Consider the following 22,642-nt stretch of genomic DNA (forward strand, 5'->3'; position numbering starts at 1 on the left):
TTTATGGACAGGATTAGAATAAATTCTGTTAGTAAAAGGAGGAACTATAATGAAAAGAAGAAATAAAGTTAAGTTTCTTATGCTAATACTATTTTTTTGTATTTCATTAGCATCATGTAAAGCAGATGTAAGTGAGCTCAATATCAATTCAAGGGATTACATTAATTATGGTGTGAGAAATATAGATGTTAATTTTAGACCTTTTGAAGGAAGAATTGAAAATATGGACATTTACTCAGCGTTATTTGATGGATTGTTTGAGGAAAATAAAAGTGGGGCTATAGTACCAGTATTGCTTGAGGGATATAAGAAAAGTAATGATGGGTTAGAATATATTTTAACTCTCAAAAAGGATATATATTGGAGTGATGGCTCACAAATAACATCGCAGGATGTCATAAGTTATTTTAGTCAAGTGCTTTCACAGAAGAATAATTCAGATGTAATCCAAGGGTTATATTCAATTTATGGTGTAAAAGCTTATCATGAAGGAAAGATTGATTTTTCTGGAGTAGCAATAATTAAAGTAGATGATAAAAATATAAAGATTAGAATGAATAATAAAGATGATGCACTTATTCAAAAACTAGCTGATCCAAGATATAGATTAGTAAAAGATATTGATAGTTTAAAGAATTTAATTCCAAATTATAAGAAAGTAGTTTATTCAGGTGCGTATAGAATTCAAGAAGTGAACTCAGATGGCACAATCATGCTGAAACATAATGAAAAGTATTGGGATAGAGAGTCGAAAGCGCAAGAGAAAATAAAAGTAAGCTGCTATTCTAGTACAGAGATGGCATTAGCAGATTTGCAGACAAATAAGATTGATGTGTTTAAAGGGGCACCTATAAGTGAAGTTGAAAAATTGTATGTAGATAATAAACTTCAAGTTTATCCATTGGAAAAAACATTAATATTAAAGTTTAACTTAGCAGAAAAAAGTATTACTAGCAATTTAGCTTTTAGAAGAGCAATAGACAGTGCAATAAAATATGAGTTATATAATTACTTAGGGGTAAAAAGTGGCATTTATGAAGTTACAAGAGGAGATATAACAAGAAACAGAAAACAAGGGGATTTGGCTCTATTTACTTCGGAAAATGTAATTGAGGATAGTAAACTTAAAGAAAAGAAAGCAAAGAGTATTCAAGATGCAAAATCTTTATTGTCATCTATTGGTGATGTTAAAATGGATAGATTAAATTTGCTTTATGAAGAACGTGATGAGGAAGTAGCTACACTTATAAAGAATTGTTTATTAGATAATTTAAAAATTAATATTAATCTAGTATCATATAAAAATGATGAATCAGCAAACAACCAAGATTACGATATGAAGATTTCTACTTATGATTTTAGTAAAGTGGAAGAAGATGAAATATATAAGGATATTCTAATTGATTCCAATTGCAAGACTATAGAATATGAAAAAAATAAATTTATTAATATGGAGAGCAACTTTAGCGATAAGGATACAGAAAAGATTAGAAATGTTATAAGTAATAGAGTATTATGCCTACCTTTATTGTTTGAGAATCAGGTTATTTGCAAATCAGCAAAGATTAATTATGTAGATTTCGATAAAGATGGTAATGTAAAGTTAAAGAGTATAGAAGTGAAATAAGAAAGCCAAACCTTACATAATAGCAGTAAGCTTTGGCTTTAAATTTTATTATTTTGATTTTTTGCTATTTTTATTTGATAAATTTTTTTCGGCAGGCTTATTCATTGGTAATTTTGGTTCAGAAGTTCTTTCTAATGGTTCCTTCTCTTCGATATCATCTTCTGCCTCTTCTATGGTGTCAGTATTTACATGTTCTACTGAAGTATTTATTTTGTTTATAGATGCTTCTTTTGTGTTAGACGAAGGAACTGTTCTATTTAATTGCTCTTTATATTCTGGTTTTACACCTTCGCAAATTGTTTGAATAAAATCATCTTTAAAAAGATAAATTATCATATAGAATAGAAGAAGATTTTTTGTACTATCAAAACTTGTTTTGCTATGACTAAATTCAAATTTTTTCTTTGAATAAGATACATTCTTAATGAATATTGATGCGAGTCCAGAAGAATCAGGAGATTCAACAGATGTAAGTTTATATTTTGATTCTTCAATTAAATCTGCAGCATCAAAGGAAAAATTCTTATATCTTTCAGGACTGTTTAAGTCAGGTGCTTCAGGGAAGCTATTTAAAATATCTGAACTTATTATAAGAGCTTTATACATATGTGGAATTAGCTGCTTTGTTAAATATTCATCATCTACATGGTTAGAATACATCAGCATGTTTATAACATATAGTGCTAATTCTATAGATGTATATTTGATATCCTTTTTATCATCAGGTACATCAATATAACCCTTCTCTTTATTATATAGAGCAGCTAGAGAAGCGGATATACTTATGGCTTTATCTCTAAAATTACATAAACCTGTGTTAGAGTAACATTTTAATAGGTTAATTGAAACAAAGGAGGCATCTGATATAGATTTAATGGCACTTTCTTTTTCTTCAAATTTATCTATTAATATATCGCATAAATCAATTAGCAATAGTTTGCTTTTTGGTTCTTTAGATAATGAATAGAATAGATTGAAAGCAAAGCAAAGTAAACAACATTCATCTAGAGATTTATCGTAAATTTGATCTATACATTCTGAGAACATATTAAGTATCTCTAAGGAAAAATTCTTATACATATCTTTGTCTGATGCATTAGATACAAGATAGAAGTTATAGTATGCACACATCATAAGCGCTTGATCTGAAAATAAGAAATTTTCATTTTTCTTTGAGAGGCTCATACTATCAAAATGGTTATCCCCCATGTTTTTCTTGGAAATAAATAAACCATCATTATTTCTTAAATGATCAGAGTAAAAGTCTAATTGAGTTTTACTAATAGCTTTATAGACCTTGTTTAGATTATATAATGGATAATCAATGAACTCGAAAAAATTATAGTATTCTGATAAACTTAAAAGACTTAGTGTTAAGAAAGCATTTGAATCAACCATTACTTCTTTTTTAAAGCTATCACTATCCCAAGAGAATGGATGCTTCCCAGATTTAATTAAAAGAGGATGTCCTTTTTTATAAAGACAGATTAGTGGAGAAAAATCTTTTAATATGTTAATATCATTTGTAGAAAGAAGTTTTTTTAAATGTCTCATTGAGGCTAAAATACCACAAGAGCTTTGCAGTTCTAGGTGTTTTATAGATTCTTTAGATAGATGAAATAGTTGAAATTTGATTTCATCTGCAGATAAAGAATTTATCCTGAAAAATGGACCTATATATCTCAAAACTTTCACCTCGTATAATAATTCTTATATAAATATATGTATATATTGCTGAAAAATATCTTTAAATTAATAAAAGAAAATTATAAACTATATTTTTTATAGTATGATTTGGAGGAAATATGAAGAGTTTAATTGTTGCTAGTAATAATCAACATAAGATAAAAGAAATAAAGGAAATATTAAAGGACTTAAATTTGCAGGTTATTTCTTTGAAGGAAGCGGAAATCAACATAGATGTAGAAGAAGACGGTAAAACTTTTATTGAAAATTCCAGAAAGAAAGCTATAGAAATAGCTGAATTTTTAAAGAATAATAATAGAGATAATTTTATGGTTATGGCAGATGATTCAGGATTAGTAGTTGATTGTCTAGATGGAGCTCCTGGAGTTTATTCTGCTAGGTATGCTGGAGAGCATGGAAATGATAGAAAAAACAATGAAAAACTTATTGAAAATATGAAGGGGATTCCTTTTGAGAAAAGAACAGCTAGATTTGAATGTGCTATCGTTCTAATTACAGATGATTTCAAAGAAATTGTAGCAGAAGGCAGATCAGAAGGGTATATATTAAAAGGCTTAAAGGGGGAGGATGGCTTTGGTTATGATCCGCTATTCTTTGTACCTCAATTTAATAAAACTTTTGCAGAAATGACGAGCAGCGAGAAAAATAGTATTAGCCATAGAGGAAGAGCTCTAGATAAATTAAAAGAAAGATTAGTTCAAGAGCTAGTATAGAATATATGGAGGTGGACTAAATGTTAATAGCTGTAGTTAGTGATACGCATAGAGACAATTACTATCTAAAAAAGGTTAAAGAATTAATTAAAACTGCAGATATGCTTATTCATTTAGGAGATAATATAGAGGATGCAGAGAGTTTAAAAAGAGATTTTAAAGGAGAAGTTTATACTGTTACAGGAAACTGTGATTTTATTGGGGGTTACCCATTAGAACAAATTATTGAGGCTAATGGTATAAAGATTTTTATAACCCATGGGCATAAATATGGTGTGAAATATGATTTAGGAAGTTTATATTTTAGAGCTAAAGAGTTAGATGTTAAAATAGCTTTATATGGGCATACTCATATGGCACAAATCGAAGAAGAGGATGGTATTATATTAATGAACCCTGGCAGTACATCCATGCCTAGAGCTAGCAAACGTTCCATAGGATTTATAGCAATTGATGAGAAGAATAATATATATCCTTATTTAGAAGAAATATAGGTATTTAACTATAATCAATATGAATTGTCCAAATTTTAATTATAAAAAATTTAAAAAAAGTGTTGACGTATAGTTTTATATCGTGTAGAATAATCATTGTCGCTGGGAGGAACACTAACAAAACAAAGTGTTCTAACCATAGCGGGGTGTGGCGCAGATGGGAGCGCGCGTGGTTTGGGACCATGAGGTCGCAGGTTCAATCCCTGTCACCCCGACCATTAAAACGACAATATGCGGGTGTAGCTCAATGGTAGAGCCCTAGCCTTCCAAGCTAGTTACGTGAGTTCGATTCTCATCACCCGCTCCAAAAAAATTCTTGACAAGAGAATTTTCAAATGTTAGAATGATTAACGTTCGGTATGCGTCTTTAGCTCAGCTGGATAGAGCAACGCCCTTCTAAGGCGTGGGCCAGGAGTTCGAATCTCTTAAGACGCACCATAACGGGGTGTGGCGCAGATGGGAGCGCGCGTGGTTTGGGACCATGAGGTCGCAGGTTCAATCCCTGTCACCCCGACCATTAAAACTAAATAATATGCGGGTGTAGCTCAATGGTAGAGCCCTAGCCTTCCAAGCTAGTTACGTGAGTTCGATTCTCATCACCCGCTCCATTAAAACATGCGTCTTTAGCTCAGCTGGATAGAGCAACGCCCTTCTAAGGCGTGGGCCAGGAGTTCGAATCTCTTAAGACGCACCAATATGCACCATTAGCTCAGTTGGTAGAGCACCTGACTCTTAATCAGGGTGTCTTGGGTTCGAGTCCCTGATGGTGCACCAAAAATGGTGGACGTAGTTCAGTTGGTAGAGCGCCAGATTGTGGTTCTGGTTGTCGTGGGTTCGAGTCCCATCGTCCACCCCATTAAAAATGTAATAATGGGATATCGCCAAGCGGTAAGGCAATGGACTTTGACTCCATCATTCGTAGGTTCAAATCCTGCTATCCCAGCCAAATGATTCACTAGCTCAGTCGGTAGAGCACATGACTTTTAATCATGGTGTCCCGGGTTCGATTCCCGGGTGGATCACCAAAAAACAAATAAGATGCAGGTGTGGCGGAATTGGCAGACGCACTAGACTTAGGATCTAGCGTTTTACGACGTGGGGGTTCGACTCCCTTCACCTGCACCAATTATGCGGAAGTGACTCAATGGTAGAGTGTCACCTTGCCAAGGTGAAAGTTGCGGGTTCGAGTCCCGTCTTTCGCTCCATAAAACTAAATAACATGCGGGTGTAGCTCAATGGTAGAGCCCTAGCCTTCCAAGCTAGTTACGTGAGTTCGATTCTCATCACCCGCTCCATTAAAACATGCGTCTTTAGCTCAGCTGGATAGAGCAACGCCCTTCTAAGGCGTGGGCCAGGAGTTCGAATCTCTTAAGACGCACCAATATGCACCATTAGCTCAGTTGGTAGAGCACCTGACTCTTAATCAGGGTGTCTTGGGTTCGAGTCCCTGATGGTGCACCAAAAATGGTGGACGTAGTTCAGTTGGTAGAGCGCCAGATTGTGGTTCTGGTTGTCGTGGGTTCGAGTCCCATCGTCCACCCCATTAAAAATGTAATAATGGGATATCGCCAAGCGGTAAGGCAATGGACTTTGACTCCATCATTCGTAGGTTCAAATCCTGCTATCCCAGCCAAATGATTCACTAGCTCAGTCGGTAGAGCACATGACTTTTAATCATGGTGTCCCGGGTTCGATTCCCGGGTGGATCACCAAAAAACAAATAAGATGCAGGTGTGGCGGAATTGGCAGACGCACTAGACTTAGGATCTAGCGTTTTACGACGTGGGGGTTCGACTCCCTTCACCTGCACCAATTATGCGGAAGTGACTCAATGGTAGAGTGTCACCTTGCCAAGGTGAAAGTTGCGGGTTCGAGTCCCGTCTTTCGCTCCATAAAACTAAATAACATGCGGGTGTAGCTCAATGGTAGAGCCCTAGCCTTCCAAGCTAGTTACGTGAGTTCGATTCTCATCACCCGCTCCATAAAACTAAAGACAACTTAATGATTAGGTTGTCTTTAGTTTTTGCACCTATAGCTCAGTTGGATAGAGTAGTGGACTTCGAATCCAAAGGTCGTGGGTTCGAATCCCTCTAGGTGCACCATAAAGTAAGTAACGCCAACAGTTTAGAGAAATCTAGAATGCTGGCGTTTTTTAAATTTACATCAAAATTAACACTGTATAAAATTTGAGGAATAAAATACATTAAATTATAAGAATATTAAAGATATATTTATATAAACATTACTTTTTATCGAGAAGGTTAAAAAGCTAATTATTTATATAGTAAAATATATAATATGAAATATATTAAGTAAAGTTTATTAGATTATAGGTGAGTTAAAATGGAAAGAAGTATATTACATGTAGATATGGATGCCTTCTTTGCTTCAGTTGAGCAAAGGGATAATTACAAATTGAGAGGAAAACCTGTCATAGTAGGGGGGACTACAGAAAGAGGTGTGGTATCAACCTGTTCTTATGAGGCAAGAAAGTTTGGAGTTCATTCTGCTATGCCTTTATTTATTGCTAGGCAAAAATGTCCACAGGGAATTTTTGTACCAGTGAGATATTGGAGATATAAAGAAGTTTCAGATAAGGTATTTGCAATTCTTAGGGAAATAACTCCATTTGTTGAACCCCTAAGTATAGATGAGGCATATCTTGATATATCCCATTTGAATACAAACCCTAAAGATGTAGCGATGCAAATTAAAAAGAGTGTGTATTCAGAATTAGCATTAACTATATCAATAGGTGTATCATATAATAAGTTTTTAGCGAAGGTTGCCTCTGACTGGAATAAACCTAATGGCATAAAGGTGATTGATGAAAGCATGATGCCAGAAATATTATTTCCATTAAGCATAAAAAAGGTTTATGGTTTAGGAAAGACAACTGTTAGTAAACTTAATAATATAGGAATATTTACTATAAAAGAACTCTATGAACTTGATAAGGAATATTTTGAGGAGTATCTAGGTAAGCACAGTTTAGAAATATATCATAGAATCCGAGGTATTGATGATAGAGAGGTGGAGGTATCCAGTGAGAGAAAGTCTTTTGGTAGGGAAACCACATTAAAAAATAATACTAAAGATATAGAAGAGATAAAAAAACATTTATTATTTTTTTCTCAAGAGATCAATATTATGTTGAAAAGAAGTAATAATAAGGTTAAAACAATAACGATTAAGTTAAAGAGTCAGAGTTTTGAGAATCGAACTAAAAGTAAGACTATAGGATATTATACAGATGATGTAAATACTATATACGCTATTGCATCTGAGTTAATAGATAGTATGTATCTTGAAGAACCATTAAGGCTTATTGGTCTCAGTGTATCTTCAATTGAAGAAAAAAAGCAATTAGAGCAAATTAAATTTAATATATAATAAACATTGCCTTGTGTATCAACTATATAAATAATGAAAAAAAGAGAGAAAATAAAAGAAATATGAATATAAAATAGTTTTTTGGAGATATTAGTGTAAGCAAGGGATATTTTATGTGTTAAAATAAATCTTGTCGTCGGAACAAACAACAAAGATTCGACGAAAGATCTTTGAAAATTAAACAGAGGAAACTAATAGTTCATATGAACTTTTTTAAGACCAGCAATTCTTTTAAGCGAAAGCTAAGATTAAACTTGAAACTTAAATTGAGAGTTTGATCCTGGCTCAGGACGAACGCTGGCGGCGTGCTTAACACATGCAAGTCGAGCGAGAAAGTCTTCTTCGGAAGACGATCTAGCGGCGGACGGGTGAGTAACACGTGGGTAACCTGCCTTATAGAGGGGGATAGCCTTCCGAAAGGAAGATTAATACCGCATAACATGGTTTTATCGCATGGTAGAATCATCAAAGGAGTAATCCGCTATAAGATGGACCCGCGGCGCATTAGCTAGTTGGTGAGGTAACGGCTCACCAAGGCGACGATGCGTAGCCGACCTGAGAGGGTGATCGGCCACATTGGGACTGAGACACGGCCCAGACTCCTACGGGAGGCAGCAGTGGGGAATATTGCACAATGGGGGAAACCCTGATGCAGCAACGCCGCGTGAGTGATGAAGGCCTTCGGGTTGTAAAGCTCTGTTTACAGGGACGATAATGACGGTACCTGTGGAGGAAGCCACGGCTAACTACGTGCCAGCAGCCGCGGTAATACGTAGGTGGCAAGCGTTGTCCGGATTTACTGGGCGTAAAGGGAGCGTAGGCGGATTTTTAAGTGGGATGTGAAATACCCGGGCTCAACTTGGGTGCTGCATTCCAAACTGGAAGTCTAGAGTGTTGGAGAGGAAAGTGGAATTCCTAGTGTAGCGGTGAAATGCGTAGATATTAGGAAGAACACCAGTGGCGAAGGCGACTTTCTGGACAATAACTGACGCTGAGGCTCGAAAGCGTGGGGAGCAAACAGGATTAGATACCCTGGTAGTCCACGCCGTAAACGATGGATACTAGGTGTAGGAGGGTCCAACCTTCTGTGCCGCCGTTAACACATTAAGTATCCCGCCTGGGGAGTACGGTCGCAAGATTAAAACTCAAAGGAATTGACGGGGGCCCGCACAAGTAGCGGAGCATGTGGTTTAATTCGAAGCAACGCGAAGAACCTTACCTAAACTTGACATCTCCTGCATTACTCTTAATCGAGGAAGTCCCTTCGGGGACAGGAAGACAGGTGGTGCATGGTTGTCGTCAGCTCGTGTCGTGAGATGTTGGGTTAAGTCCCGCAACGAGCGCAACCCTTATTGTTAGTTGCTACCATTTAGTTGAGCACTCTAGCGAGACTGCCTGGGTTAACCAGGAGGAAGGTGGGGATGACGTCAAATCATCATGCCCCTTATGTTTAGGGCTACACACGTGCTACAATGGCAAGTACAAAAAGATGCAATACCGTGAGGTGGAGCAAAACTCAAAAACTTGTCTCAGTTCGGATTGTAGGCTGAAACTCGCCTACATGAAGCTGGAGTTACTAGTAATCGCGAATCAGAATGTCGCGGTGAATACGTTCCCGGGCCTTGTACACACCGCCCGTCACACCATGAGAGTTGGCAATACCCGAAGTCCGTGAGCTAACGCGTAAGCGAGGCAGCGGCCGAAGGTAGGGTCAGCGATTGGGGTGAAGTCGTAACAAGGTAGCCGTAGGAGAACCTGCGGCTGGATCACCTCCTTTCTATGGAGAACATCTAAGTGATGGAAACATGTACTTAGATAAATAACGAAGACTGGTTATCCTCTGTTTAATTTTGAGAGATTTTCTCTCAAAAGTTCCAAAATAATCTGGTAAAATATTTTGGAATTGTTATTAACAAATTGAAACATATAAAATTTAATAGCGTTGTCAAACGATGTGGGGGTATAGCTCAGTTGGGAGAGCACCTGCCTTGCACGCAGGGGGTCAAGAGTTCGAATCTCTTTATCTCCACCACATGGGTTTATAGCTCAGCTGGTTAGAGCACACGCCTGATAAGCGTGAGGTCGATGGTTCGAGTCCATTTAAACCCACCATTTAGACTTATTGTCTAAAATAAAACATGAATGTTCTTTGAAAATTGCATACAAGTATATAAATTACATTAATGTAATATCTCAAATGTCAAATTCAAATGCGAATTTAGATTTAGTAACTTTGTTAAGATAGGCATATGTGTTATGGATTAATAACACATTTGGCAAAAAGAAGTGAGTAGTACAAGGAAGTGACGAAACGAAGCGCGGAGCTTACTTAGGTAAGTGAGCACTGGAGTGAGGAAACTGACGCAGTAATACGAAGCTGATTTTTGACAAAAAGGTCAAGCTACAAAGGGCGCATGGTGAATGCCTTGGCATCAGGAGCCGATGAAGGACGCGATAAGCTGCGATAAGCTTCGGGTAGGCGCACATAGCCTGTGATCCGGAGATTTCCGAATGAGGGAACTCACATGGGAAACCCCATGTACTGTACAATGAATAAATAGTTGTATGGAGGTAAACCTAGGGAACTGAAACATCTAAGTACCTAGAGGAAGAGAAAGAAAACTCGATTCCGTAAGTAGCGGCGAGCGAAAGCGGAAGAGCCCAAACCAGAGATTTATCTCTGGGGTTGCGGACAGAACATAACGTGAAGGTATCGTAATTGAAGATAGCTGGAAAGCTACACCGTAGAAGGTAATAGTCCTGTAAGTAAAACGAGAAGATCATAGTTCTGCTCCAGAGTACCACGAGACACGTGAAACCTTGTGGGAAGCAGGGAGGACCACCTCCCAAGGCTAAATACTACCTGATGACCGATAGTGAAGAAGTACCGTGAGGGAAAGGTGAAAAGAACCCCGGGAGGGGAGTGAAATAGAACCTGAAACCGTGTGCCTACAACCGATCAGAGCACCATATGAGTGTGATGATGTGCTTTTTGTAGAACGAGCCAACGAGTTACGGTATGTAGCGAGGTTAAGTACTTAAGGTACGGAGCCGAAGGGAAACCGAGTCTGAATAGGGCGACTAGTTGCATGCTGTAGACCCGAAACCGGGTGACCTATCCATGGCCAGGTTGAAGCGAGAGTAAAATCTCGTGGAGGACCGAACCACGTTGGTGTTGAAAAACCATGGGATGAGCTGTGGATAGCGGAGAAATTCCAATCGAACTCGGAGATAGCTGGTTCTCCCCGAAATAGCTTTAGGGCTAGCGTCGAATATGAGTAATGGAGGTAGAGCACTGAATGGGCTAGGGGGCATAGCGCTTACTGAACCTTATCAAACTCCGAATGCCATATACTATTAGTTCGGCAGTCAGACTACGAATGATAAGATCCGTGGTCAAAAGGGAAACAGCCCAGATCGTCAGCTAAGGTCCCAAAGTGTAAGTTAAGTGGAAAAGGATGTGGGATTTCCAAGACAACTAGGATGTTGGCTTAGAAGCAGCCACTCATTAAAAGAGTGCGTAATAGCTCACTAGTCGAGAGATCCTGCGCCGAAAATGTTCGGGGCTCAAACTTACCACCGAAGCTACGGCATCAGTTATACTGATGGGTAGGGGAGCGTCGTAATCGGGCTGAAGTCGTACCGTAAGGAGCGGTGGACTGATTACGAGTGAGAATGTTGGCATTAGTAGCGAGATGTGGGTGAGAATCCCACAGGCCGAAAACCTAAGGTTTCCTCAGGAAGGTTCGTCCGCTGAGGGTTAGTCGGGACCTAAGCCGAGGCCGAAAGGCGTAGGTGATGGACAATCGGTTGATATTCCGATACCACTATTAATCGTTATTACCGATGGAGTGACACAGGAGGATAGGATGTGCTAGCTATTGGATGCTAGTCTAAGCACTTAGAGAGTTGTGATAGGCAAATCCGTCGCAACAATCTTGAGGTGTGATGGGGAAGGAACTACGGTTCCGAAGTATCTGATTCCACGCTGTCAAGAAAAGCTTCTAGGGAGAGAAATAGTGCCCGTACCGCAAACCGACACAGGTAGGTGAGGAGAGAATCCTAAGGCCGGCGGAAGAATTACAGTTAAGGAACTAGGCAAATTGACCCCGTAACTTCGGGAGAAGGGGTGCCTACGAGAGTAGGTCGCAGAGAATAGGCTCAAGCAACTGTTTAGCAAAAACACAGGTCTCTGCTAAAGCGAAAGCTGATGTATAGGGGCTGACGCCTGCCCGGTGCTGGAAGGTTAAGGGGAATACTTAGCGCAAGCGAAGGTATGAACTTAAGCCCCAGTAAACGGCGGCCGTAACTATAACGGTCCTAAGGTAGCGAAATTCCTTGTCGGGTAAGTTCCGACCCGCACGAATGGCGTAATGACTTGAGCACTGTCTCAACTGTAAATCCGGCGAAGTTGTAGTACCAGTGAAGATGCTGGTTACCCGCGATTGGACGGAAAGACCCCGTAGAGCTTTACTGTAGTTTAGCATTGAGTTTCGGTATTGTCTGTACAGGATAGGTGGGAGACTGAGAAACCAGGGCGTCAGCCTTGGTGGAGTCACCCTTGGGATACCACCCTGACAGTACTGGAATTCTAACCGGGCGCCATGAAACTGGTGACGGGACATTGTTAGATGGGCAGTTTGACTGGGGCGGTCGCCTCCAAAAAAGTAACGGAGGCGCCCAAAGGTTCCCTCAGAACGGTCGGAAATCGTTCGAAGAGTGCAAAGGCAGAAGGGAGCCTGACTGCGACACCTACAAGTGGAGCAGGGACGAAAGTCGGGCTTAGTGATCCGGTGGTACCTCGTGGGAGGGCCATCGCTCAACGGATAAAAGCTACCTCGGGGATAACAGGCTGATCTCCCCCAAGAGTCCACATCGACGGGGAGGTTTGGCACCTCGATGTCGGCTCGTCGCATCCTGGGGCTGAAGTAGGTCCCAAGGGTTGGGCTGTTCGCCCATTAAAGCGGCACGCGAGCTGGGTTCAGAACGTCGTGAGACAGTTCGGTCCCTATCCGTCGCGGGCGCAGGAAATTTGAGAGGAGCTGTCCTTAGTACGAGAGGACCGGGATGGACTGACCTCTGGTGTACCAGTTGTTCCGCCAGGAGCATGGCTGGGTAGCTAAGTCGGGAAGGGATAAACGCTGAAAGCATCTAAGCGTGAAGCCCACCTCAAGATGAGATTTCCCATAGCGTAAGCTAGTAAGATCCCTTGAAGAACACAAGGTTGATAGGTCAGAGGTGTAAGTGTGGTAACATATTTAGCTGACTGATACTAATAGATCGAGGGCTTGACCAATAAAATAGATTAACAAAAAGAGATAAAACTTGTGTGCAATTTTGAAAGAACATAAAAGTTCTTTTAGGAAACTCACTCAGCAAAGCTGAGGAGTACAAATTTGCAAAGAAATATAAAATTTCTGCAAATTAAGCATCTGGTGATGATGTGTTTTTGGGTTACACCCCTTCCCATTCCGAACAGGATGGTTAAGCCAATTACAGCTGATGGTACTGCATGGGCGACTGTGTGGGAGAGTAAGTGGTCGCCAGGTATTCTTGTATATACAAGAAAAATAATGTTCCGCGATAGCTCAATGGTGGAGCACTCGGCTGTTAACCGATAGGTTGGAGGTTCGAGCCCTCTTCGCGGAGCCATTTTACTTAAGAAAACTGATTTAAGAATTTCATGAATTTTTAAATCAGTTTTCTTTTTTGTATGATGTAACTTTTTTGAAATATAAGTTTATGCATTTGTAATTATTATTTGCATATAATGTAGTATAATATAGAAAGATGAATGTTAAATATAAAGTTTGGAGGAAATACATTTAAAAAAAATGTAGAAGCAGTGAGATATGAGTAAAAAAAAGAAAAACAATCAAACTAGAGTTAAAAAACAATTTTTGTTAATATTGATAGTGATTATTGTAGCAGTAAGCTTAGGAGCAATTTATACTGTGATTTTTAATAAAAAGGATCATGGGAAAGCTGAAATAAAAGCAAATGCGGCAACGAAAGAAGTAGAAAAAGATAAAAATGAAAATGTAGTAACTACCAAACAAGAAGATGAGCAAGATAATGGATTAGTTCTTAAGGGAAAAAATTATTCAAAAGTTGGTCAACCGTTTGTTGATGATGTGCAAGCAGTCCAGAAGATGGCAAATACGACTAAAAACTTAGCTAACTCTAAAAAGGTAGCTTACTTAACTTTTGATGATGGTCCATCAAGTAAGAATACTACAAAAATATTAGATATTTTAAAAGAAGAAAATATTAAGGCAACATTTATGATTTTAGGATGTGAGTTGCAAAGTGATAGTGACTCAGAGCTAGTGAAAAGAATGGTAAGAGAAGGACATGCGATAGGTAATCATAGTTTTTCTCATAATTATAATAAACTTTATCCTCATGGTAGAGTTGATGTAAACACATATATAGCAGAAGTAGAGAAAACTAATAATAAGCTTAGAGAGATATTAGGAAGTAATTTTGATACTAATGTGATACGTATGCCAGGTGGACATATGTCATGGAAGGGGACAGCGGCCCTTGATAGTGCATTAGCTACTAAAGGTTATTATTATGTTGATTGGGATATAATGAGTGGAGATGCAGAAGGAAAAATAAAGAGTAAGCAGGAATTGATTAATACATTCGAAAAAAATATAGGTAACAAACAAATACTTGTTTCATTAATGCATGATTCAAATCCAAAAACAACTACTGTACAAGCTTTGCCTGAAATTATAAAACATCTAAAAGAATTGGGATATGAATTTAGAACTATAGGGGAAGTATAATTATGATATAATAAGTAGAGAAGGTATAAACTTCTCTATTTATTATATACAGAAGTATTTTGAATGTTATTTTTTAATGCCTATATATTTTATTAAGTGTTAGTATGAGGAAGGTGCTTTATGGAAAAGATACTTTTAGTTGAGGATGAAACCAGTATAAGAGGTTTTTTGAAAATTAATTTTGAAAGAAGTAATTTTAAAGTAATAGAAGCTGAATCAGGAGAAGAAGGACTGAGAAAGGCGTTGTTAGAGAAACCAGATGTAGCTATTTTGGATGTAATGTTGCCTGGAATTGATGGATATCAAGTATGTAATGAGTTAAGAAAAGAATTTTCGGACATAGGAATAATAATGTTAACAGCCAAAGGTCAAGATATGGACAAAATTATGGGATTGGAATATGGAGCTGATGACTATATAGTTAAGCCATTTAACCCGATTGAAGTAACACTTAGAGTAAAGGCCTTATTAAGAAGATTAAAGTCAAAAGAAGAATTTCAAGATGATGATCAAATAGTTATAGGACCGTTTAAATTAGATTTATATTCTCAAATACTTTATAAAAATGATATGGAAGTTGATTTAACACCAAAGGAATTTATGTTAATGAAGATATTTATGCAAAATAGAGGAAAAGCTTTTAGTAGAGATGAGCTTTTAAACTTAGTATGGGGAATAGATTTCTTTGGCGATTCAAAAATTGTTGATGTAAATATTAGAAGATTGCGTTCAAAAGTTGAAGATGATGCATCTGAACCTAAATATATAGAAACAGTGTGGGGGACAGGATACAGATGGAAACAAGGTAGATGAATATGAAGAGTATAAAAAATAAACTAGTAGTAAATTTTATGGCCATAGTCATTACAATTGTAATTTTGTTGGAATTTCTGTTTGTAATTTTACTTAGAAATCATTATTACGATAACACTGCAATTCTTCTTACAAATCAATTAAAAATGTCTACTGATTTTTATTCTAAATATTGTGCTGATATACCTTTAAAAGAAAATGTAGTAAGTAATGTTGATTCATTTTGGAATAGAACCAATGCTCAGGTTGAAATTTTCGACAATGAGGGTAATCTACTTATGGATTCATTGAGCATAGGAAGTGAAAAAATATCTAATGATAGTATTGATATAAAGAAGGCACTTGCAGGGGAACCAGCTCGTTGGATTGGAAAAGTATCATATGACAATAATAAGGTAATGGCAGTATCATATCCAATTAAATCAGGTGATAAAGTAGTAGGGGTATTGAGATATATCACTTCTCTATCTGAGATAAACAATACTCTTAATTCAATAATTTTATTATTTATTATAATAGGCATAGTTGTAATAGCTATTGGGGCGGTACTAAGTTACTTTTTAGCAGATGGTGTTGTAAATCCTGTAAAGGAGCTTACAGAAGTTGCAGAACATTTTGCTGAAGGAAACTTGGGTATCCGAAGTAAAAATAAAAGCAAAGATGAATTTGGTAAGTTATCTAGCACTTTTAATCTTATGGCAGATGAACTTGCAGAAAGAGATAGATTAAAGAGTGAATTTATTTCATCTGTATCACATGAGCTTAGAACTCCCCTTACAGCTATTAAGGGATGGATAATTACTTTAAATAATAAGGAAACAGATAAAGATATGCTAAAACTTGGATTTGATATAATAGAAAAAGAAACTGATAGATTGACCAATATGGTTGAAGAATTATTAGATTTTTCAAGACTTACATCAGGAAAAACTCAGCTTAAGAAAGCAGTGACAGATTTTGATGAGGTGGTAAACTATATAAGGGATTACTTAACTCCAAGAGCAAATCGAGAAAATATAGATTTTCAAGTTGTTTCTATGCAAAAGATGCCTAGTATTTTAATTGATGCAGATAGAATTAAGCAAGTTTTATTAAACGTGATAGATAATGCTATAAAATTTAATAATAGTGGTGGCTATGTTTTGGTTAATGTTGCAATTAAAAAGAACTATTTAGTAGTTATTGTAGAGGATAATGGTTGTGGCATTAGTGAAGAGGAATTGCCAAGAGTAAAAGAAAAATTTTATAAAGGAAAAAATTCAAAATCTCAAAATGGTATTGGATTATCTATATGTGATGAGATTATTAAATTACATGATGGAACTTTTGATATACAAAGTGAATTAGGTAAGGGAACTAAAGTAATAATATCTATTCCAATAGTTATAGATGAAGGTGAGTTATATGAGGAAAATAAGTAGGGCTATTGTTATAATTTTCATACCATTCATTCTATTAAATTTTATTTCTTGCAAAAGGTTTAATATTAAGAGTACAGATGAACTTATTACAGCGCCTAATAATAATGCTAATTATTTAAGTGGAGTATGGAAAGTAAAGAGTGTGAAGATAGTAGATAGTAATTTAGCCAACAATAAGTCGGAATCAGATCTAATGAATGTATCTATTAGTTTTTCAGATAGTATGGCAGTTGTAGGAAGTAACACTCTTATGAACCCTAAAACTAAGCTTAAAGTATATTATTCAGAACATTATTTATTGTATCAGTATAATATTAATTTGGAACAATTGAATTTGGCAGCCAATACACCAGTAAAAGTTATTTCTGTATACGAGAATAATAATATGTTTTGTGAAGCTATATTAACAGACAGTAAAGATGGTTATATATATCAAAATGGTGTGATATATCAGGTATATAAAATAAGTGAAATGGTTGATAAATTACCTGAGATTAGTAAAAAGGATCCAGTATATGGACCTAAAGTTGAAAGTAAAGCTTATTCCTATGATAGTCCTACTGGTGTCTTACTTGGATTGAAAAGCGCAAGAGTGAAAAATAAAGATGGTTCATACAATGAAGATAGGTATAGAACACTATGGATTAGCTTTGATGGTAAGTTAAATCCTATATATGAGAGAAATGACATTTTTATGCCTAGGTTAAAAGGGTTCTCAGTAATGAATGTAAAAAATTCATTTAATGCTTCTAATTCCAGTAACCAAGAGTATGTGGATATTTTTGGAATAACGTTAAATGGAATTGTAGAAAATAATAAAGTTAAGGGTGGTTTGCCTAAGGGAGCGGAAGTAAATAGAGAAAGCACTAGAGTAGCTCCAATTCAAAAATTAATAGATATATTATTTGTAAGCAATGATTATTTTTCTGCTCAGTATTATGATGGAAATTTATTTAATAACTCTTATCCAACACTTAAGACATTGCCAGTGGATAATCCTAATAATGAAGTAGGATTATACCTTGGAACTTTAGGTAAAGAAGCAACTAAATCCTATAGTAGTGCTGTAGAAGTTTTAAAAAATAAAAGCGGGAAAGTTTATAAACCTAATACTCAAGATTTTGGTGTAATAAGGCAGAATGGGTACTGGAGTTTGAAAGGCAGAGCTGTATATGATGATGATTATTCTGAATTTAATCTTAATATATTGCCTGGAAAAAAGCTTATTACTTATGATAAATTATTTGTTAGTTGGCCTGCAATAAAGGATAGGGTTCCAAATGCATTAGATGCAGTTACTTCTCCAACAGCAAGGATAGCAGTAGTCACAACTAAAACTAAATTGTTAATTTATAATATAATCAATGGAGAGTTAGATAAAGAACCATTGAAACAGATAGATTTAAAGGATGATGAAGAAATAATTATGGCTGAATGGGCGAATAATGAATTTGTAAATTCATGGACAAAAGCATTTAAATCATATGGAAACTATAGTGAGATAAAATAATGACAGTTAAAGGGGGAGATATTTTGGAGGTTATAGATTTACTGATTATAGGTGGCGGTGTATCAGGGATGGCAGCTGCCATTGGAGCTAAGCAAGCTGGAGTTAATAATGTTATGTTAATTGAAAGAGAAGATTACTTAGGAGGAGTTGTAAATCAATGCATCCATAATGATTTTGGAGAAAAATTTTTTGGGGCATGTATGACCGGAACAGAATATGTTCAAAATTTAATTAATGATATTAATGCTTTAAAAATAAATTATAAATTAAATACTATGGTACTAAATATAGACGAAAACAAGTTGGTAACTTATGTTAATCCTAATGAAGGAATAGTAAAAAAACAATTTAAATCTATAATAATTTCTACAGGCAGTAGGGAAATGTATACAGGTAATATGAATATAGTAAATAATAAATTGACTGGAGTTTATACAATAGGGACAGCACAACGACTTGTAAATCTGCATGGATATCTGCCAGGAAAGAAAGTTGTTATTGTTGGCACTTCAGAAAGATCAATAATAATTGCAAGAAGATTAATTTTAGAGGGAGCAGAAGTTAAAGCACTTATAGAGGAAAAATCGGAAATAGTTTGTGATAGAGAAGCTGCAGTTAATATAATAGAGGAGTTTGATATACCTGTAAAATTATCATCAATTATTTTAGAGGTTAATGGCGGAGAAAGAGTAGAAAATATAAAAATAGGGAGACTTAGGAATGGTATAAAGGGTACAGGAGATGATGTAGAAACTGTAGACTGTGATTGTGTACTCTTAACAGTAGACTTGATTCCAGAGATGGATCTTTTAAAAAGTTTAGCTATAAAGATTAGTAATAAAAATGGTATATATACAGAGATATCTGAACAATTAGATAATTTACATCAAGGAATTTTTGTTAGTGGTAGTATAATACATCCTTGTGCTTATGCTGATGATGTAACAATTGAAGGGTTAAAAGTTGGCAAAAGAGCTGCAGACTATTTATATAGTAAAGAATATAGATAATTGGTATATTTGAATTATTTAATGGAGATGAAGGTTAAGTTATTCTTTTATGGAAGTCAGATTAGCATCCCAACAAATAATGTAACCTTCATTTAAAATTAGTTAAAATGATTTTATAAAACATTTTCTGCAAATTAAAGTTTTTCCATTATCCGCACTTATAAAGTCACTTGATTCTATAATGCAATTACATATAGAACATCTATTATTTAGGTCTGCTTTTGCAGATATGGTAGGAGCAGTAGATGTTTTTTTCTTAGCTGCAGGTGTCTTGAAGTTAATTGGTTTATTAATAATTTGATTTTTATTAATTGAATAACTTATGTTAAAATGACTTTCACCAAAGAGTTCTAATTCAAATCGTGGATTTTCTTTATCGTAATATTCTTCAGTGATTATCTTTCTTATTTGAACATCATTTAATATAAGACCACTTTTTTCAATACCATCGAATATACTTTTAGTTATGTTAATAGTATCAGGATGTCTTTTATCACTTTTATAGTATACTTTTAAAACTGCTATTAGTGATTCCTCAAGTATAATGTTAGGGTTTTGCAGTCTAGCTTCAAGTGCAATTTGTTGCTCGTATATAGCATACCTATCATGATATTTTCCTGAATTAGAAGGAAGAATAGCTCTACCTTGAGTGTTAAAAAGTTTAAAGTTAGATTTTGTTATAGGTGATCCTTTTATTATTACTTTTGCATAGGGTATATCCATACTAGACTCCTTTAAAGCATATTTTGACTTGTTATTCATTTTCGGATGTTTAATTAAGTTAATCAGAACAAGTGTTCAATAGTATTTTAATCTATAATCGATTAAAATACAAGATATCAGGTTATTAAAGAATGATATGCTAATATTAGTATAATAAAAATTTGAATATAAATACTTATTAAAGTATAATACAAGTGTTATTAATGAAGATAGAATGAGGGATAAGAAGATGAGTAAAAAAATTATACTTGCGATAGAAAGTAGTTGCGATGAAACTTCTGCAGCTATAGTTGTAAATGGAAGAGAAGTTTTATCAAATGTTATTGCATCACAAATAGACATACATACAAAGTTTGGTGGAGTTGTGCCAGAAGTGGCATCTAGGCAACATATAGAAGCAATAAATGCAGTAGTTACTGAAGCATTATCAGAGGCAAAAGTAACTCTTGATGATATAGATGCAGTAGGAGTTACATATGGTCCAGGACTTGTAGGGGCACTGCTTGTAGGATTGCAATATGCGAAAGGACTTGCATATTCTTTAGGTGTACCTTTGGTAGGAGTAAATCATATAGAGGGGCATATTTGTGCTAATTTTATAGAACATAAAGATTTGAAGCCACCTTTTGTTTGTCTTGTAGTTTCAGGAGGACATACATTTATAGTTCATATGAAGGATTATGGAGATTTTGAGATTTTAGGAGAAACAAGAGATGATGCAGCTGGAGAAGCATTTGATAAAGTAGCTAGAGCAATTGGACTTGGATATCCAGGGGGACCAAAAATTGATAAAATATCGAAAGAAGGAAATGAAAATGCTATGAAATTTCCAAAGGCTAATTTTCATGATGATACATTAGATTTTTCTTTTAGTGGAGTAAAATCAGCTGTATTGAATTATTTGAACAAGATGAATATGTCAGGAGAAGATATAAATAAAGCTGATGTAGCAGCATCTTTTCAAAAGGCAGTAGTGGAAGTTTTAACTGATAACGTGATAGAGACCTGTAAAAGACGAAAAGTAGATAAGATAGCTATAGCTGGAGGGGTAGCATCTAATTCTGCTTTAAGAAAGAGTTTAATGGAAGCTGGAGATAAGCTTGGCATAGATGTACTATTTCCTTCAATGATATTATGTACTGATAATGCGGCAATGATAGGTAGTGCTGCTTATTATGAATTGATTCGTGGTAATATTGCTAGTTTAGATTTAAATGCAAAACCTAATTTAAGATTAGGAGAAAGATAGGGAGGGCTATATGAGATTTATACCTTATTCTAATAGTGTTCATAAGTTTAATTCTAAAAAAAAGAGGGATCATTGGAGGCTAGGAAACATAATATTAATAGTACTAATTTTATTGATAGTTTCTGGGGTTTTAGGGCAAGTTATTATAACAAAGTTTAATGCTGAAAATTCTAAATCAAGAAATAAATATGTTCGCGTGAATAATAATAAGTATTACTTTAAAGATAGAGGGCAAGGAGATTATACAGTAGTTTATGATGGGGCTTTAGGCAGTGGTATGGAACAGTGGAGTGAGTCTATAAAAAAACTTGGAGTAGATTTTGATGGAAATATTTTTTCATATGATAGGTCTGGATATGGATTTAACGATTTTGAAAAGCAATCTATAGAAAGTCAGGCTAGAACTTTAAGAATGCTATTGAAGAAGTCTGGAAAACCATCACCATACTTATTGGTAGGAGAAGAATATGGGTGCCTTGTTTTATCTGCATTTTCTTCTTTATATCCAGATGAGGTTCAAGGCGTGATTTTTATTAATCCATTAAATGAAAAGTATCTTGGAGATAGCAATTATATAAGACAATATAAGAGTCAAAAAATAAGAAAGGTTATAGAGAAAAATGGATCATATTTTTCTTTAACAGCGATATTAAACAGTTTGAATTTAACTAAAAATCCTACGGGTTTGATGGATGCATTATCAGATGAAGATTTAAAGGATTTTAATAGAAACAGAATACAAAATTCATATAATTCAGCTTATTATACTGAATTAAATAACATTATAAATTATAAAAATGAAGAAAATGGTAATGTTTTACAAAAAGATAATTTACTAAAAGGTAAACCATTTAGCATAATAGTAAATGACAGCAGATTCAAAAATCAACAGGTTGATTTACAGAGGTTAGGGGACAAAGATAATACAAACATAATAGAAGTATCTTCAGAGAAAGATATAATAGCTACGGAAAAAGCAGACATAATAGCTAGTAATGTAAGTAACATTGCTAAGAAGTTAAAGGTTATAATTAAATTACAACAAGATAAGATTAAGAATTCTCAATAATATTCAGTAAATAAGGGGGCAAAATAACAGTAAATTAAAATTTCTGATTAGTTTTGTTCCTTTTATTCTATTTTGACATTATTTTGCCACAAAGATATATTAATATAAGAGTATAG

13 protein-coding genes, 25 tRNA genes and 3 rRNA genes are annotated in these 22,642 nt (G+C 35.4%); 39 read left to right on the forward strand and 2 right to left on the reverse strand.

From position 1 onward, the window contains the following. The first annotated feature begins 49 nt into the window (after positions 1-49). Positions 50-1,627, forward strand: a complete 1,578-nt coding sequence (locus OCU47_RS00745; protein ID WP_261826718.1) for an ABC transporter substrate-binding protein — start codon at positions 50-52, stop codon at positions 1,625-1,627. A gap of 48 nt (positions 1,628-1,675) precedes the next feature. Here the strand turns inward: OCU47_RS00745 and OCU47_RS00750 are convergent, their stop codons facing one another. Next, positions 1,676-3,313, reverse strand: a complete 1,638-nt coding sequence (locus tag OCU47_RS00750; RefSeq protein WP_261826719.1) for a hypothetical protein — start codon at positions 3,311-3,313, stop codon at positions 1,676-1,678. 119 nt (positions 3,314-3,432) lie between these two features. Between OCU47_RS00750 and OCU47_RS00755 the strand changes: the two genes are divergently transcribed. From OCU47_RS00755 to OCU47_RS00930, 36 genes are all read left to right on the forward strand, one after another. Further along, positions 3,433-4,047 (forward strand): XTP/dITP diphosphatase, encoded by a 615-nt coding sequence (locus OCU47_RS00755; protein ID WP_261826720.1) that lies wholly within the window; start codon positions 3,433-3,435, stop codon positions 4,045-4,047. 20 nt (positions 4,048-4,067) lie between these two features. Next, entirely contained in the window at positions 4,068-4,541 is a 474-nt protein-coding gene (locus tag OCU47_RS00760; protein WP_261826721.1) for a metallophosphoesterase, read from the forward strand. A 142-nt stretch (positions 4,542-4,683) separates the two neighbouring features. After that, positions 4,684-4,759, forward strand: a tRNA-Pro gene (locus OCU47_RS00765). 15 nt (positions 4,760-4,774) lie between these two features. Continuing rightward, a tRNA-Gly gene (locus tag OCU47_RS00770) sits at positions 4,775-4,848 on the forward strand. Positions 4,849-4,902: 54 nt separating this feature from the next. Beyond that, positions 4,903-4,979: transfer RNA gene (locus OCU47_RS00775), tRNA-Arg, on the forward strand. A gap of 3 nt (positions 4,980-4,982) precedes the next feature. Next, positions 4,983-5,058: transfer RNA gene (locus OCU47_RS00780), tRNA-Pro, on the forward strand. A gap of 17 nt (positions 5,059-5,075) precedes the next feature. Further along, positions 5,076-5,149, forward strand: a tRNA-Gly gene (locus OCU47_RS00785). Between the two features lie 9 nt (positions 5,150-5,158). Next, a tRNA-Arg gene (locus tag OCU47_RS00790) sits at positions 5,159-5,235 on the forward strand. Between the two features lie 4 nt (positions 5,236-5,239). Continuing rightward, positions 5,240-5,315: transfer RNA gene (locus tag OCU47_RS00795), tRNA-Lys, on the forward strand. 6 nt (positions 5,316-5,321) lie between these two features. Continuing rightward, positions 5,322-5,397 (forward strand) — tRNA-His (locus OCU47_RS00800). A 15-nt stretch (positions 5,398-5,412) separates the two neighbouring features. Further along, a tRNA-Gln gene (locus OCU47_RS00805) sits at positions 5,413-5,487 on the forward strand. Positions 5,488-5,490: 3 nt separating this feature from the next. After that, positions 5,491-5,566 (forward strand) — tRNA-Lys (locus tag OCU47_RS00810). A gap of 15 nt (positions 5,567-5,581) precedes the next feature. Continuing rightward, positions 5,582-5,666 (forward strand) — tRNA-Leu (locus OCU47_RS00815). A gap of 5 nt (positions 5,667-5,671) precedes the next feature. Then, positions 5,672-5,746, forward strand: a tRNA-Gly gene (locus OCU47_RS00820). 16 nt (positions 5,747-5,762) lie between these two features. Further along, positions 5,763-5,836: transfer RNA gene (locus OCU47_RS00825), tRNA-Gly, on the forward strand. A gap of 9 nt (positions 5,837-5,845) precedes the next feature. Continuing rightward, positions 5,846-5,922: transfer RNA gene (locus OCU47_RS00830), tRNA-Arg, on the forward strand. 4 nt (positions 5,923-5,926) lie between these two features. Continuing rightward, a tRNA-Lys gene (locus OCU47_RS00835) sits at positions 5,927-6,002 on the forward strand. A gap of 6 nt (positions 6,003-6,008) precedes the next feature. Further along, positions 6,009-6,084: transfer RNA gene (locus OCU47_RS00840), tRNA-His, on the forward strand. Positions 6,085-6,099: 15 nt separating this feature from the next. Continuing rightward, positions 6,100-6,174: transfer RNA gene (locus OCU47_RS00845), tRNA-Gln, on the forward strand. Between the two features lie 3 nt (positions 6,175-6,177). Beyond that, positions 6,178-6,253 (forward strand) — tRNA-Lys (locus OCU47_RS00850). Between the two features lie 15 nt (positions 6,254-6,268). Next, positions 6,269-6,353: transfer RNA gene (locus OCU47_RS00855), tRNA-Leu, on the forward strand. 5 nt (positions 6,354-6,358) lie between these two features. Further along, positions 6,359-6,433: transfer RNA gene (locus tag OCU47_RS00860), tRNA-Gly, on the forward strand. 16 nt (positions 6,434-6,449) lie between these two features. Next, a tRNA-Gly gene (locus OCU47_RS00865) sits at positions 6,450-6,523 on the forward strand. Positions 6,524-6,566: 43 nt separating this feature from the next. Continuing rightward, positions 6,567-6,643: transfer RNA gene (locus OCU47_RS00870), tRNA-Arg, on the forward strand. A 241-nt stretch (positions 6,644-6,884) separates the two neighbouring features. Continuing rightward, entirely contained in the window at positions 6,885-7,934 is a 1,050-nt protein-coding gene (locus tag OCU47_RS00875) for a DNA polymerase IV (protein ID WP_261826722.1), read from the forward strand. A 262-nt stretch (positions 7,935-8,196) separates the two neighbouring features. Next, positions 8,197-9,711: ribosomal RNA gene (locus tag OCU47_RS00880) — 16S ribosomal RNA — on the forward strand. Between the two features lie 179 nt (positions 9,712-9,890). Further along, positions 9,891-9,966: transfer RNA gene (locus OCU47_RS00885), tRNA-Ala, on the forward strand. Positions 9,967-9,969: 3 nt separating this feature from the next. After that, positions 9,970-10,046: transfer RNA gene (locus OCU47_RS00890), tRNA-Ile, on the forward strand. A gap of 282 nt (positions 10,047-10,328) precedes the next feature. Then, a 23S ribosomal RNA gene (locus OCU47_RS00895) occupies positions 10,329-13,230 on the forward strand. A 135-nt stretch (positions 13,231-13,365) separates the two neighbouring features. Further along, positions 13,366-13,483: ribosomal RNA gene (gene rrf / locus OCU47_RS00900) — 5S ribosomal RNA — on the forward strand. The 16S, 23S and 5S rRNA genes sit together here with 3 tRNA genes alongside, the layout of an rRNA operon. A 28-nt stretch (positions 13,484-13,511) precedes the next feature. Beyond that, positions 13,512-13,586 (forward strand) — tRNA-Asn (locus OCU47_RS00905). A gap of 200 nt (positions 13,587-13,786) precedes the next feature. Beyond that, entirely contained in the window at positions 13,787-14,731 is a 945-nt protein-coding gene (locus OCU47_RS00910) for a polysaccharide deacetylase family protein (protein WP_261826723.1), read from the forward strand. Positions 14,732-14,851: 120 nt separating this feature from the next. Next, the gene (locus OCU47_RS00915) at positions 14,852-15,544 is read left to right on the forward strand and encodes a response regulator transcription factor (RefSeq protein WP_261826724.1); all 693 of its coding nucleotides are present in this window, start codon (positions 14,852-14,854) and stop codon (positions 15,542-15,544) included. Beyond that, positions 15,541-16,965 carry a sensor histidine kinase gene (locus OCU47_RS00920; protein ID WP_261826725.1) on the forward strand — a complete coding sequence of 475 codons (1,425 nt, stop codon included), beginning with the start codon at positions 15,541-15,543 and terminating at the stop codon, positions 16,963-16,965. The genes OCU47_RS00915 and OCU47_RS00920 overlap by 4 nt, the downstream gene beginning before the upstream one ends. After that, a complete protein-coding gene (locus OCU47_RS00925; RefSeq protein WP_261826726.1) occupies positions 16,949-18,475 on the forward strand; it encodes a hypothetical protein in 1,527 nt (508 codons plus the stop codon). Before OCU47_RS00920 ends, OCU47_RS00925 begins: the two co-directional genes overlap by 17 nt. Before the next feature lie 23 nt (positions 18,476-18,498). Then, entirely contained in the window at positions 18,499-19,485 is a 987-nt protein-coding gene (locus OCU47_RS00930; RefSeq protein ID WP_261826727.1) for an NAD(P)/FAD-dependent oxidoreductase, read from the forward strand. A gap of 102 nt (positions 19,486-19,587) precedes the next feature. Here OCU47_RS00930 and OCU47_RS00935 read toward each other — a convergent pair whose 3' ends face one another. Beyond that, on the reverse strand, positions 19,588-20,208 hold the full coding sequence (locus tag OCU47_RS00935; RefSeq protein ID WP_261826728.1) for a RusA family crossover junction endodeoxyribonuclease: 621 nt from the start codon (positions 20,206-20,208) through the stop codon (positions 19,588-19,590). 229 nt (positions 20,209-20,437) lie between these two features. On the opposite strand from OCU47_RS00935, the gene tsaD reads away from it, so the two are divergent. Beyond that, the gene (gene tsaD / locus OCU47_RS00940) at positions 20,438-21,457 is read left to right on the forward strand and encodes a tRNA (adenosine(37)-N6)-threonylcarbamoyltransferase complex transferase subunit TsaD (RefSeq protein ID WP_261826729.1); all 1,020 of its coding nucleotides are present in this window, start codon (positions 20,438-20,440) and stop codon (positions 21,455-21,457) included. A gap of 10 nt (positions 21,458-21,467) precedes the next feature. Continuing rightward, positions 21,468-22,526: an alpha/beta fold hydrolase gene (locus OCU47_RS00945; protein WP_261826730.1), complete on the forward strand. Its 1,059-nt coding sequence runs from the start codon at positions 21,468-21,470 to the stop codon at positions 22,524-22,526. The last annotated feature ends 116 nt before the right edge of the window (positions 22,527-22,642 follow it).

It is taken from the genome of Clostridium sp. TW13, assembly GCF_024345225.1.
Taxonomy (GTDB): Bacteria; Bacillota; Clostridia; order Clostridiales; family Clostridiaceae; genus Inconstantimicrobium; species Inconstantimicrobium mannanitabidum.